General features: G+C 40.4%; 11 protein-coding genes and 1 pseudogene. 5 read left to right on the top strand and 7 right to left on the bottom strand.

The window, feature by feature from the left end:
• Positions 1–63: 63 nt before the first annotated feature.
• Positions 64–483, bottom strand: coding sequence for a hypothetical protein (locus tag JEU79_RS23250; protein WP_198266316.1), 420 nt, complete (start codon positions 481–483; stop codon positions 64–66).
• A 981-nt stretch (positions 484–1,464) separates the two neighbouring features.
• Between JEU79_RS23250 and secA the strand changes: the two genes are divergently transcribed.
• The 4 genes from secA (at position 1,465) to JEU79_RS23270 (ending at position 7,323) form a co-directional block, all read left to right on the top strand.
• Complete coding sequence (secA, locus tag JEU79_RS23255) at positions 1,465–4,200, top strand: preprotein translocase subunit SecA (RefSeq protein ID WP_198266317.1); 2,736 nt, start codon at positions 1,465–1,467, stop codon at positions 4,198–4,200.
• Between the two features lie 260 nt (positions 4,201–4,460).
• On the top strand, positions 4,461–5,702 hold the full coding sequence (argJ, locus tag JEU79_RS23260) for a bifunctional glutamate N-acetyltransferase/amino-acid acetyltransferase ArgJ (RefSeq protein ID WP_198266318.1): 1,242 nt from the start codon (positions 4,461–4,463) through the stop codon (positions 5,700–5,702).
• 2 nt (positions 5,703–5,704) lie between these two features.
• Entirely contained in the window at positions 5,705–6,778 is a 1,074-nt protein-coding gene (locus JEU79_RS23265) for a Nudix family hydrolase (RefSeq protein ID WP_198266319.1), read from the top strand.
• A 29-nt stretch (positions 6,779–6,807) separates the two neighbouring features.
• Positions 6,808–7,323 carry a hypothetical protein gene (locus tag JEU79_RS23270; protein ID WP_198266320.1) on the top strand — a complete coding sequence of 172 codons (516 nt, stop codon included), beginning with the start codon at positions 6,808–6,810 and terminating at the stop codon, positions 7,321–7,323.
• Here the strand turns inward: JEU79_RS23270 and JEU79_RS23275 are convergent.
• From JEU79_RS23275 to pilB, 6 genes and pseudogenes are all read right to left on the bottom strand, one after another.
• Positions 7,312–7,527 carry a DNA gyrase inhibitor YacG gene (locus tag JEU79_RS23275; protein ID WP_198266321.1) on the bottom strand — a complete coding sequence of 72 codons (216 nt, stop codon included), beginning with the start codon at positions 7,525–7,527 and terminating at the stop codon, positions 7,312–7,314. The two genes, JEU79_RS23270 and JEU79_RS23275, sit on opposite strands and share 12 nt — an antisense overlap.
• 39 nt (positions 7,528–7,566) lie before the next feature.
• Positions 7,567–8,334, bottom strand: a complete 768-nt coding sequence (gene zapD, locus JEU79_RS23280; RefSeq protein WP_198266322.1) for a cell division protein ZapD — start codon at positions 8,332–8,334, stop codon at positions 7,567–7,569.
• Between the two features lie 106 nt (positions 8,335–8,440).
• Positions 8,441–9,136 (bottom strand): dephospho-CoA kinase, encoded by a 696-nt coding sequence (gene coaE / locus JEU79_RS23285; RefSeq protein WP_198266323.1) that lies wholly within the window; start codon positions 9,134–9,136, stop codon positions 8,441–8,443.
• Positions 9,136–10,044 carry a prepilin peptidase gene (locus JEU79_RS23290; RefSeq protein WP_198266324.1) on the bottom strand — a complete coding sequence of 303 codons (909 nt, stop codon included), beginning with the start codon at positions 10,042–10,044 and terminating at the stop codon, positions 9,136–9,138. Before JEU79_RS23290 ends, coaE begins: the two co-directional genes overlap by 1 nt.
• Positions 10,045–10,050: 6 nt before the next feature.
• Positions 10,051–11,280 carry a type II secretion system F family protein gene (locus JEU79_RS23295; protein WP_198266325.1) on the bottom strand — a complete coding sequence of 410 codons (1,230 nt, stop codon included), beginning with the start codon at positions 11,278–11,280 and terminating at the stop codon, positions 10,051–10,053.
• A gap of 43 nt (positions 11,281–11,323) precedes the next feature.
• A pseudogene (gene pilB, locus JEU79_RS23300) lies at positions 11,324–13,038 on the bottom strand (type IV-A pilus assembly ATPase PilB).
• 350 nt (positions 13,039–13,388) lie between these two features.
• On the opposite strand from pilB, the gene JEU79_RS23305 reads away from it, so the two are divergent.
• Entirely contained in the window at positions 13,389–14,423 is a 1,035-nt protein-coding gene (locus tag JEU79_RS23305; RefSeq protein ID WP_198266326.1) for a Gfo/Idh/MocA family protein, read from the top strand.

A 14,423-nucleotide genomic window follows, 5' to 3' on the forward strand; every position in this document is an offset into this window, starting at 1 on the left:
ACAAAAATCACTTGAAACAGCCAAAAAAATATTTAGAAAACTGTCCGGAAAAGTGTTGACACATCAAGTTGAGCTGGCATCAATTGTTAGTTCACCCGTTGCAGGATCTACTGTGAAACCAGGAGGCTGTGAAGGAATGCCATTTAATGTTTGTGTGTAGGATAAGGTTGTGCCGGCATTGCCAGTTGTTGCACCCAGGTTGTCGCTATACGCATTGCCGCGTAAAACTTCAGGTTGAACTGAATTAAAATCAAATAAAATAGGAGCAGTATCATTAGTGCCATCCCATACAATGGATGAATTCATTGTCCAACTGACGGAGCTATTGCCGGTCCAGTTGTTAATGCCTCTAACACGACAACAAGAGCCCCATGATAGGTCTAATGTTTGTGCGCCAACATTGCTTACATCATATGTGCTGACGGTATTACGGATGTCATAGCGACTATCGGTTGTGTCTGTAGTATCGGAAATTGTTGACATAGTGCCAACGCCTGCGATTGTAGGACTCACAGTATTTGAGGCTCCTTTTCTCCAAAAAGAAGTTGACTCAACAGTTAGGATACCATTTGTAATGGTTGGTATCATAGCTGCGCCTCTGAAATGGCTGGCTTGTGCCATTCCGGTTGTGCCCGCTAGGATAGCGGTACTCATCGTTAATGTAGCTAGTTTTTTAAATTTCATTAAAAATTCCCTTGACTAATAAAAATGTTGATAAAAAATAAGTGAACCATTGTATGAAAGTTCACTTTCCTTGCACTCTTTCTTCGGAGTTTGTATGCATTTTTTAGACCGAAACCCTTAACTTGTTGATTGTTAGGTGTTAATTGTTTGTTTTGATTCTGGGCAATCTTTGTTGAATAACAAGGTGTAAAAAAAGCTGACAATACTAAAAATAATAGTAATAAAACTAAGAATAAACTATAGCGTGTCATTATTGTTGTGTTTAATGAGTAATTAATTAGGATTTATCTGACATCAAACTATTGAATCACTACGAATGAATTCCCCTAATTTTGTTTATAACGTTGAGTGTCAGAATTTTTTACATTAAGACTATTTAGAGTAATTGTTCATGGCACCTTAATATAGGAGTAAAATTTCTTCATTGAGATAACTCCATTTTTATGTGCAAACGCTATGAATATAACTGCATTAACTCGATAAATGTTAAGTCAGTAGCTCAATTGGGTATAAAAGTACGTAAGTTTTGTCATAGTTTGTGTTACGTGATGCTTGTTTTTAAATGAGTAAGTCTAAAAGTGACCTTGAGATATTTCTTCTAAAGGTTCTCTTTATATCCCCTATAATTCCCACATTTTATCCCCATATATAGCATTATACCCATATTAATCTTTGGGTTTGTGCTATGCTATGTAGTTCAAAAATTTTAAACAGGATAGGGATTTTTACAGTAATAATCCTTAACCTATACTCTATCTGACAATAAGTGTTTATAAAAATATGGTTGCAAAATTATTCAGGAAAATTTTCGGTAGTCGCAATGACCGGGAAATAAAACGTTATTCTAAATTAACTGTCGATGTCAATGCCTTTGAAGAGGCAATGCAAGCGTTGACAGATGAAGACATTAAAGCAAAGACTCTTGAGCTGAAACAGCAGCTTATAGAGGGTAAAACATTGGAAGATATTTTGCCCGAAGCTTTTGCTGTGGTTAGAGAAGCCAGTCGCCGTGTCATGGAAATGCGCCATTTTGATGTGCAGTTGGTTGGTGCCATGGTCCTAAATGAAGGCAAAATTGCTGAAATGCGTACTGGTGAGGGTAAAACCCTCATGGCGACATTGGCGGTATATCTCAATGCCCTCAGTGGCGAAGGGGTACATGTTGTTACGGTCAATGATTACTTAGCCGAACGTGATGCCAAGTGGATGGGTAAGCTGTATAACTTTATTGGCCTCAGTGTAGGGACTATTTTATCCGGCATGGATGGCGATGAAAAACGCGCTGCCTATGCTGCTGATATTACCTATGGTACTAATAATGAATTTGGCTTTGATTATCTGCGCGATAATATGGCTTTTTCTAGTGAAGATAAAGTACAACGTGGGCTAAATTTTGCAATTGTGGATGAAGTTGATTCGATTTTAATCGATGAGGCACGTACGCCATTGATTATTTCCGGACCAGCGGAAGATAATTCTGATGTTTATCAGCGGGTAAACAAATTGATTCCCAAACTGGTTCAGCAAGCACCAGTTGTTGAATCATTGGATGAACAGACTGAAGAGCCGGAAGGTGATTACACGGTCAATGAAAAAGACAAGCAAGTCTTGTTGTCTAATGAGGGGCATCAGCACGTTGAAGAGTTGCTTGTTGAAGAAGGTCTGATTCAGGAAAATGAAAGCCTCTACGACCCCTCGAATATTATTTTGATGCACCATATTAATGCGGCTCTGCGAGCACATAGTTTGTTCACTGTCAATGTGGATTATATTGTCAGTAATGGCGAAGTGGTCATTGTTGATGAGTTTACTGGACGTACTATGCCCGGTAGGCGTTGGTCTGATGGTTTGCATCAGGCGGTTGAAGCCAAAGAAGGTGTTGAAATTCAGGTTGAAAATCAGACTTTAGCATCGATAACCTTCCAGAACCTGTTCCGTTTATATAATAAATTATCGGGTATGACCGGTACGGCAGATACAGAAGCGTTTGAGTTTCATGAGATTTATCACCTTGAAGTCATTGTGTTACCTACTAATAATCCCATGCAACGTAAGGATCATGGTGATTTAATCTTCCTGACTCAGGACGAAAAGTTTGATGCTATTATCGAAGACATTAAAGACTGTCAGGAACGGGGGCAGCCAGCGTTAGTCGGTACGGCCTCGATTGAAGTCTCAGAGTTATTGTCTGAAGCATTGAGCAAGGCTAAGATTAAGCATGAAGTGCTAAATGCCAAGCAACATGCTCGTGAAGCGGATATTATTGCTCAGGCTGGACAGGCTGGGTCTATCACGATTGCAACCAATATGGCCGGTCGTGGTACGGATATTGTATTGGGTGGTAATATTGATGCTGAAATCAATAAGCTGGATAATCCCGATGATGCGACCATCCAGAAAATGCGTGCGGAATGGAAAGAAGCCCATGAGCAAGTGCTAAAAAATGGTGGCTTGCACATTATTGGTACCGAACGTCACGAATCACGCCGTATTGATAACCAGTTAAGAGGGCGTTCCGGTCGTCAGGGCGATCCGGGTTCATCGCGCTTTTACTTGTCTCTTGACGATAACTTAATGCGTATTTTTGCTTCCGATAAAATGGCTGGCTTGATGCGTAAATTAGGCATGGAAAAAGGTGAGGCCATTGAACATAAATGGGTGACACGTTCCATTGAAAATGCGCAACGCAAGGTTGAAGGTCATAACTTCGATATTCGTAAGCAATTGCTGGAATATGATGATGTCGCCAATGATCAGCGTAAAGTGATCTATGAGCAACGTAATGAATTAATGGCGATGGAAGACATCTCTGAGCTTATTACCGATATTCGTGGTGATGTTATCGCTCAATTTATCGATACTTATATTCCGCCTGAAAGCATTGAAGAACAATGGGATGTGCCGGGCTTGGAAGACGGCTTAAAAACTGAATTTTTAATCGAATTACCGGTCGCAGAATGGCTGAAAGATGATGATGATTTGCATGAAGAGCCTTTAAGGCAACGCATCGAACAAGAAATTGTTGATGCCATGGCACAAAAGGAAGAGCTTATCGGTGCCGAGATGATGCGCCGTGTTGAAAAAGGTGTCATGTTAGAAGTACTGGATAGTTTGTGGAAAGAACATTTGGCTGCTATGGACTATCTGCGCAAGGGTATTGGCCTGCGCGGTTATGCACAAAAAAATCCTAAGCAGGAATATAAGCGGGAATCATTTGAATTGTTTACCGATCTATTAGATCGGGTAAAATATGATGTGATTGCTCGTTTGAGTCAGATGCATATTCGAGAAGAACCGGATTTAAGTGAATTTGAAAACCATGAGCAACCAGAAATGGAATTTCAGCATGATGGGATGAATTCTTTGGGGGATGAAGGTGCTGCTGAGGAAGAGACTTCGGATGCTGAAGATAAATCTAAGCCCTTTGTTCGTGATGGGCAAAAAGTAGGACGAAATCAGCCTTGTCCTTGTGGTTCAGGCAAGAAATATAAGCAGTGTTGTGGCAAGCTCAGCTGATAAAATAATCTTCTGATTAAAAAATGCCCGCAAATTGTGGGCATTTTTTTTGACTGGTAAACAATCCTAAAAAAATCAGTTGAACCTACTGCGACCGCCTTATGCACTGAATCTTAAGGATTTTCCAGAACATTTTGACTTCACCCTTAGGGTGACTACGAATAAAGCCAAAATAACCTGTAAACCCCTTAATCTTCAGCACCTAAGTCGCTCTCGCTACGATTCAACTGATTATTTTAGGATAATAAAAAGGTAAAACGATGGCAATCGAAAATAAACTTCCTGAAATGCACCCTATTGCAGGATTTAAATTAGGCACGGCCTGTGCTGGAATCAAAGTTAAAGATCGTAAAGATGTAGTCTTAATGGCCTTTGATTCGTCCGCAAATGTTACTGGTGTATTTACCCAAAATGCCTTTTGTGCTGCGCCGGTTCATGTATGTAAAAAGCATTTATCAGAGACTCAGAGTGATGAAAATGGCAATCAGGCTGTTCAATACTTTGTGATCAATACGGGTAATGCCAATGCTGGAACGGGTGAACAAGGAATGAAAGATGCCTTAAGTACTTGTCAGCACTTGGGTGAACTCACAAGTCGTGAGCAAAATAGTGTATTGCCCTTTTCTACGGGGGTGATTGGTGAAACACTGCCAGTTGATAAAATTATTGCAGCCTTACCAGATGCTTTAGAGGATTTATCTGAACAAGGATGGCAGGCTGCGGCTGAAGGTATTTTGACAACGGATACCTGTACTAAAGGTGCATCAGTACAGCTAAAATTGCATGATGAATGGCTGACCATTACGGGGATATCTAAAGGTTCAGGTATGATCCGTCCCGATATGGCGACGATGCTGGGCTTCGTGGCAACAGATGCGGCGATTGAACAAAGGGTATTAGAGAAAATATTAAAGCATGGTGCCGATCATTCTTTTAACCGGATCACGGTTGATGGTGATACCTCAACCAATGACTCGTGCATGTTAGTGGCGACAGGCAAGGCAATGTCTAATGCGATTGATAGTGAAGATCACCCTGATTATCCAGTACTGTTGGATGCAATAACATCAGTACTAGAACAACTGGCCAAAGCAATCGTATTGGATGGTGAGGGAGCAACCAAGCTCATTAATATTCAAGTGAAATCCGGTGCTTCTATTGATGAGTGCAGTGATGTGGCTTATACCATCGCTCATTCACCCTTAGTGAAAACTGCTTTTTTTGCCAGTGATCCTAATTGGGGACGGATTTTAGCTGCTGTGGGTCGTGCCGGTGTCAGTGAGCTTGATATTGATGCTCTGGAAATTTATCTGGATGATGTGTGCCTGGTACGTCAGGGTGGTCGGGCGGATGACTATACCGAAGCGCGTGGTCAAAAGGTGATGGATCAGGACGAAATTACGGTGTTGGTTGATTTACATCGGGGTCAATGTGAAACTCAGATTTGGACCTGTGATCTCTCCTATGATTATGTAAAAATTAATGCTGAATATCGGACTTAATAGTGAGTAAAGTTGTTCATGTTGCGGTTGCTGTGATTGTTAAAGATGCCCATGTACTCATTGCAAAACGAGCAGATGATGCGCATCAGGGAGGGCTTTGGGAGTTTCCCGGTGGTAAAGTTGAAGCGGGTGAAAGCATTGTTGAAGCACTGTATAGAGAAATTCAGGAAGAGTTGGGCTTACGAATAAAAGATAGCCGACCGCTGATCAAACTTGAATATCATTATCCAGATAAAAGTGTGGTTTTAGAAACTCGATTAGTCAGTTCTTTTGCCGGGAAGGAATATTCTTTTGAATCTCATCCAGATAAGAAGCAGTATGGCTTGGAAAATCAACTCGTTAAATGGATACCGTTTAGAAAATTGGATGATTACCAGTTCCCCGCAGCAAATCAGGCTATTCTAAATGCTTTGAATTTACCTGAACAGTATTTAATAACCCCGGATTGCTCTGCTGGAATGGAGAGTGTAGAGCAGGAAGAAATTAAGCAGTTCATCAAGCGTTTTTCTCAAAAAGTAGCAGAAAATCCCTTAGTGCAACTTCGCCTGCCTTCACATAAGCTAGCTGATTCGTTAATACAAAATGAGTCAAGCTCACAGACACTCTACCAACAACTCTGTCGTATCTCTGAACAAAAAAACGCGCTGTTACTGCTTAATTCCTCTATGCTGCAAGATAGGCTATCAGAAGAAACGTTTGATCTAAGTGAGAGAAAATGGCAACAAATGGCGTTGGCAGCAGGTATTCATCTCAATAGTCGTCACCTGTATGACGATACTTTTGTTACAAACTATCGACAACGTTTTTCAAACAAGAAAATAGCGGCTTCTTGCCATAGTGAAAAGGATATTATTCAGGCCAATAAACTGGGGATAGATTTTATTGTTTTGTCTCCCGTACAACAGACAGAATCCCATCCAGAACAAGAAGCAATGGGCTGGGAAGCATTTGAGTCTTTGGTCACAATGGCTGAAATGCCTGTCTATGCGCTAGGGGGAATGAGGTCTGATGATGTTTCTCAAGCGCAAGAGGTTGGTGGGCAGGGGATTGCAGCGATTCGTAGCTTGTGGCAATAAAAAATGGCAATTAAAAGGGTAGAGAAGCATTGAACAATAAATATATTCGTTTACTGATAATGAGTTTGATTATTATTTTAGCGTTAATTTTTGTGCAAGATTTTGCTGATTTTTTAGATGAAAATTCTGATAAAATCGTTAAATTAGGGGTGAATCAACAGTGTAATCCCGTTGCTAGCATTTGTAGCGCTTCAATTATCAATGAGGGTGATTTTCAAAGAATTAGCTTGGCAATTAAACAAAGCATGCCTATCAATAAACAGTCTGGGGAGCTAGATTTAACCTTGAGTTTAAATGCAGTGGGTTTTGACTTCGAAGGCATTGAATCGCTAGCGGTGGTATTTGAGCTACTGGATAGTGATGAAGAGGCCCAGCGGATTGCATTTGTAGCGGATAAGTCCAGCAATCAGGTGGTTCCAGAAAATTGGCAGGCAAGACTAAAAGTGTCACTGCCTGAGAATAGTCGTGATTGTTTTGCTACGGTTAACCTTAAATCAAGCAAAAAACAATACCGCGCCGAATTCCCCTGTCATTTAATTCAATAAGTTATCGGACTGACTGGTGTCGATAAATTCTGACATTTGTTCAGAATTTGTTATCGGTTCACCCTTGATACGATGTTCTTCGCTAGCCCAAGCACCCAAATCGATCATGTGGCAACGCTCAGAGCAAAAAGGACTCCAGGGTTTAGACTGATAATAATCATGTTGTTTGGCACAGTTGGGACATTTTACGATGAGTTTTTTCATAGGCCTTATTTGACAAGAATTTGAATAAGTGTTTTCGGATTATAGTGCGCAACAAGATAACTGAAAATCAATATCCGATGTGCAGGGGCTAGGGCGTTCACCGTTGGCTGGTGTCATAAAACGCACACTAAAACGATGCTTACCACCGCTCATCTCGGCATAATAAGTCGCTTCAATTGGGACTATGACGCGTATTAGTTGAAATGGCACGCTAGTATCCAGTGATTGCTGATAAAAGCCCTGTTCTGCAAGTACGGGGGAATTAATGGCACTTTCACGTAATAAGTTTAAGATAACACCAATGGACAGGCGGTAATTGTCTAATTGTCCCAGCCAGGACTCAAGAATTTCAATGCGTTGTTCGGGTTGCTGTTTAAGCCAAAAATGATAAATTGGAATATCAAAATCACAACTGCCACCGGGAATTGAATCGCGTTGACGAATGACCTTGAGTAATTCGTTATTGCTTAAATCATTGCTGGAATGGTTCTGAGCAGATTTAAGGTTGCGAGTATAAGTGTCTAGCTTTTTTAGAGTATCTTCTAAAATAGACGGGTCAACACCCGGGCGAGAGCTGATGGCTAATAAGGCCGCAGTCTGACGCTCTAATTCTTTGACGAGCTCGGAGCGTAAATCAATACGGCTCATGATATTCATAATGTCGAGAATATGGCTAATGGTCGCACGACTATCCCAGACAGAATAACCCCTCATGGAATACCTTGCTTGCTGGAACAAAAACTCGAGGCGCAATAATGTGCGTATTCGTTCGTTAAGGGGAAGCTCGTAAATAGTGGAGTCTGTCACGTTGTTAAATACTTCCTATACGGGTCTAAATGTTATTGCTGTCATTGTCCAATATCTTGCTCATGGTTGCAACAAAGATTTTTCAAGCTGTGAGGTACTTGGCTTATCATTGCTTGGCTAAATGACAATAAGCTTGCCAAAGTTCGTCTATTTTTTCGTATAAGTCGGTGTGTGTACCTGAATTGTCAATAATATCATCAGCTTGCTTAAGACGGGTTTGACGGTCTATTTGGTTGTTAATGATGCTTCTTATTTGCTCTGCAGAATTATTATCACGTTGGCTACTCCGCTCAACTTGTATTTCAGTGGGTACATCAATCAGTAAAACTCGATCAAAATGCTTTGCTATTATTGCTTGATCCAGGGTTTCAAAAAGCAAAGGTATAGCCACGATGACAATATCACATGGTTTGTTGTTATCTGGTAAGTTGTTTCGAGCGATAATCTCCGACATTTGACTAAAAATAGCTTGATAAACTAAAGGATGTAATAGTGATTCAAGCTGGTCTTTTTTTTCTTTGGATGAAAAAATAAGAGAGCGTAGCTTATCGCGTTGCAAGTAGCCTTTATTATCAAATATTTCTGAGCCAAATAGTTGCTGCACCTCTTTCAGAGCAGAATATGAGAGACTTTGTGAGTAATTCTCATCAAGTGAGCCCGATAATAGATGCCGGGCAATGATATCAGCATCAATAATTTCTAGCTTGCAGAGTGAAGTGGGCTTTGATGCTAGCTGATAAAATAATTGAGTGCTTGCGCTTTTACCACAGCCAATACCGCCTGTCAGAGCAATGCTTAGCATTATATGCCCGCGAGATTAAAGTAAAACTGTTTAATTTGTTCACCCCATAGCAAACTAATAAAACCTGCTGAGGCGAGATAGGGGCCAAAGGGTATCGGGATGTTTTTATCTCTCCCTAGAAAGATAATGAGAGAAATGCCAACAATTGCACCTACAAAGGCGGATAAAAATAGAATTAGGGGTAATGCCTGCCAGCCAAGCCAAGCGCCTAACAGTGCGAGCAATTTAAGGTCGCCACCACCCATGCCATCTTTTTTTGTGACTAACTTGAATATTTGTGAGACAAACCAAAGGATTAGATACCCCGCTATTGCTCCGATAACACTGGTCATCAAAGATATGCTTGAAATACCCAGTACGCTGAGTAAAATCCCCAGCCAGAGTATAGGGAGAGTAATATTATCAGGGAGTAATTGGGTGTCAAAATCGATCATTGATAGCGCTATGAGCGTCCAAGTTAGCACTAAGAGTGCCAGGGTGTACCATTGAACACCAAAATAATAAGCGACTAGCACAGACAACAGTGCCGTAGATAACTCAATAATAGGATAGCGAATGGAGATACTGGACTGGCATTGAGAGCATTTAGCTTTTAAAAACAGCCATGATAATACCGGTATGTTTTCTAAGGCTGTAATTTTATGCCCACAGGACGGGCATCGAGAACGCGGAACGGATAGGTTAAACGTTTCTTCATTTATATGATGTGCATATTGCTCAGGATTAAACTCTTTCTGATCGAGCTCATCAGAGAGGAAGCCAATGCAATCCGCTTTCCATTCTCGTTTCAACATGATGGGAATGCGGTAAATAACCACATTTAAAAAACTCCCCACCAATAAACTGAGTAAAAATACTGAAAAAAGAAAAAACTCAGGATTTGACTCAAAATATACAAAAATATTCATAAAATTTTAGACGACTTGACCCATTTGGAAGATCGGCAAGTACATGGCAACAACAATACCACCAATAATGACACCTAAAACCGACATAATAATGGGTTCCATAAGACTGGTAAGGCCATCAACTAGGTTATCCACTTCGTCTTCATAGAAATCAGCTACTTTGCCTAGCATCGTATCAAGCGCACCCGCTTCTTCACCAATTGCAGTCATTTGGATAACCATATTAGGAAATACACCAGTGTTGGTCATTGCTTTATTTAATTGTGTACCGGTTGACACTTCTTGCTGTATTTGATCAACCGCTTTACTAAAGACGATGTTACCCACTGCACCAGACACTGAGCCCAAGGCTTCAACTAATGGTGTGCCTGCCGCAAACATGGTTTGCAAGGTGCGGGCGTAGCGAGCTATAGCTGCTTTTTCCATAATAGGGCCAATGATTGCCATTTTCAGCATTAAACGGTCTAAAAACTCACGCATCTTTTTAGAACGTTTTTTGAAATAAAAGAAGACATAGAGAGCAATACCGATAGATCCAAAGAGTGCCCACCACCATTCTTGCAAAAATTTAGAAAGGTCAACCACCAGTTGTGTAGGAGCAGGGAGAGCTGCACCAAAACCACTGAACATATCGTCAAATACTGGAATGACAAAAAGCAATAAAATGGTTACCACAACAATAGCAACTACGATGACAGCAATAGGGTAGCCCATGGCTTTTTTGATTTTTGCTTTCAGTGCTTCAGTTTTTTCTTTATAAGTCGCAATTTTATCTAAAATACCATCTAAAATACCCGCATGTTCACCCGCTTGTATTAAGTTACAATATAAATCATCAAAGAGTAGAGGGTATTTTTTTAATGCTTCAGTGAGGGAATTACCACCCTCAACTTCGGCTTTGAGTCCCATAATCATTTCTTGCATGGCGAAGTTATCATGGCCATTGCCAACGATTTCAAATGATTGTACCAGCGGTACACCTGCTTTCATCATAGTGGCCAGTTGCCGTGAGAAAATGGCAATATCTAATGGCGTAATAGGTTTTCTTTTTGGCCCACCTAGTCCAAACAATGGCTTGGGCTTGGGCTTAAGTTTAAGCACGTTGATTCCCTCACGCCTAAGCTGAGCCTTGGCTAAAGCAGTGTTCTTTGCCTGTACTTCACCTTTTTTTCGATTGCCGTTTCTATCAGCACCCTCCCAAATAAAAAGTGGAGCTACTTTCTCTTTAGTCGCCATTATAAATCCTTAATTATAAAAAATTTGATTTTTATTTTAGCTCTTAATCTTTCGTTACCCGGTTTATTTCTTCTAAACTGGTGGTTCCGTCCATCACTTTCTTTAGTCCCGATTCTCTTAGATCAGGAATTTTTTCTTTTTTAGCTTGATCGGCAAGGTTCATTGCATTACCACCTTCCATGATAATCTTACCCATTGCTTCAGAAATTTTCATGACTTGATAAATTCCGACTCGGCCTTTATAACCTGCATTACAACTGGAGCAACCAACCGGTTTGTAGACGGTAAAGCTATTTTCCACATTCTCTTCTGTAAAGCCTTCTTCTAATAACGCCTCTTTGGGTACTTCATGCGGTTGTTTGCAGTTGTCGCATAAGCGACGGGCTAAACGCTGAGCAATAATCAGGCTGACAGCCGAAGCAATATTGTAGGGTGGAACACCCATATTCATTAAACGTCCCAGTGTTTGGGGGCATCATTAGTGTGCAATGTTGATAATACCATATGGCCTGTTTGAGCGGCCTTAATCGCAATTTCTGCTGTTTCTAAATCTCGAATTTCCCCAACCATGACAATATCGGGATCTTGGCGAAGAAAAGAGCGTAATGCCGCAGCAAAAGTAAGCCCTGTTTTGGGGTTGACGTTAACCTGGTTGACGCCAGGTAAATTGATTTCAGCAGGATCTTCAGCGGTTGATATATTGACCCCTTCAGTATTTAATATATTGAGTCCAGTGTAGAGGGAAACTGTTTTACCAGACCCGGTTGGTCCAGTGACCAAAATCATACCTTGAGGCTTTGATAATGCATCCATGTAAAGTTCTTTTTGAAACTTTTCATAGCCCAGCGCATCGATACCTAATTGAGCGCTACTGGGATCCAGTATTCGTAAAACCGCTTTTTCACCGAATAAGGTTGGGCAGGTACTGACACGAAAATCGATGGCTCGGCTTTTGGATATTTTCATGCGCATACGGCCATCCTGAGGGATTCGGCGTTCTGAAATATCTAATCGTGATAACACTTTAATACGGGCCAGAATACGAGGTGTTAGACTAACAGGTGGTTTGGCGACTTCTTCAAGAATGCCATCTATTCTTAAGCGTACCCGAAAAAATTTCTCATAGGGCTCAAAATGAATATCGGAAGCACCCTTATTGATTGCATCCAATAAAATTTTATTAACAAATTTGACAACAGGTGCATCATCTTTACCATCACCTGCACTGTTTTCTTCTTTTTCAGTATCTTCGTAGTCAAGCCCTTCTAAGTCGTCATCATCAAAATCAGACATGTTCATGGCTTCATCTGCTTCAGATAAAGCCTTGGTGATGGCAATTTCAAGCTTGTCTGCTTCGACGAGTATGGCCTCAGTGCTTAAGCCAGATTGAAACTTGATTTCGTCAAGCGCTGCAATATTGGTTGGATCTGCAACAGCAACAAATAATCGAGTTCCTCTTTTATAGAGAGGAAGAGCATGGTGCTTAGTAATTAAATCTTCTTTAATGACACTGACAGTATTCTTATCAAGCTCTATGACACTGATATCAAGAATGGGCGTGCCAAATTCGGTAGAAGCAATTGTGGCAATATCAATGGCTTTAACTAAGTTCTTTATGGTTACATATTGAACAAAAGGAAGTTTTTCCTTTTTTGATGCTTGAATAGCCTCCAGAGCTTCTTCCTCATTGAGAAAGTTTTGCATGACGAGTTGTCGTGCCAAACCGGTTAGTTGAGTTGTTTGTTGTGCGAGTACCATAATTGCCTGTTATTAAGAAGATTTAGTAAAGAGTGACATACTATACTAATACATTCTAGTACGAACTTTAATTATAGCCAAAAAATTATTGTTTTTTCTAAAGAAAATGGTAAAAATGAGATATATTTCAACAAAATCACAAGTATTGCACTATAATTTTTAAAATGTATGAATATATACGTGATATAAAGTACTTCTAAGCTATCCTAATTTGCAGAGTCTGTCTAAATTATAAAACTAATCACCTTGGATAGTTGATTAAACGATGAAAAGAAGTAATTATATTTGATAAACATGGGTTGATGCTTAAATTGCACGGTAAACAATAATATGAGGAATGGCTACTGCATATGAAGAAAATTAAATGCGCAATCGTTGGCGTTGGCCGCATTTCGCTCAAGCATTTTGATGCTATTGAACAACATAAGGATTCGCTTGAATTGGTGGCTATTTGTGATACTAACCAGGAAGCTAGAGAGCGGATTGCATTAGAACAAAATTGTATGGCATTTAAAACGCTAGCTGAGCTATTGGCAAATAATGATGCGCAATTAATTATTCTATGTACACCCAGTGGATTACATGCTTGTCAAACAATTCTTTGTGCAGAATCTGGACGACATGTTATGACAGAAAAACCAATGGCAACCCGATGGCAAGATGGTTTGAATATGGTGAAAGCTTGTGATGTTGCTGGTGTAGAACTTTTTGTGGTTAAGCAAAATCGCCGCAATTCAACCCTACAGTTACTGAAGAAGGCAATAACAAAAAAGCGCTTTGGGAAAATTTATATGGTTCAAGTCAATGTTTTTTGGACTCGACCCCAAGAATACTATGATCAGGCAAAATGGAGAGGAACCTGGGAGTTTGATGGTGGGGCTTTAATGAATCAGGCGAGCCATTATATTGACTTACTGGATTGGTTAATTGGTCCGGTAAAAAGCGTGCAATCAATGATAGGAACTCTGGCAAGAGATATTGAAGTTGAAGATACTGCTGTGATGAATATTAAATGGCGTTCGGGGGCATTGGGTTCGGTCAGTGTGACTATGCTAACTTACCCCCAAAATCTGGAAGGTTCAATTACGATTATTGGTGAAAAAGGAACCGTTAAAGTGGGGGGAGTCGCCGTTAATGAAATTGAGCGCTGGGATTTTGAAGAGTCAGATCCGGATGATAAAAAAGTCAAAGAAGCCAGCTATGAAACGACATCCGTTTACGGCTTTGGACATCCACTCTATTATAAAAATGTAGTGGATACCCTGAATGGTGGTGCAAGAGCCGAAACTGATGGAAGAGAAGGTTTAAGATCGTTGGAATTATTAATAGCATCTTATCTTTCGGCTAGGGATGGAAAAAAAGTGTCTTTACCTTTGGAATATTAG

It is taken from the genome of sulfur-oxidizing endosymbiont of Gigantopelta aegis (assembly GCF_016097415.1).
Classification (GTDB): domain Bacteria; phylum Pseudomonadota; class Gammaproteobacteria; order GRL18; family GRL18; genus GRL18.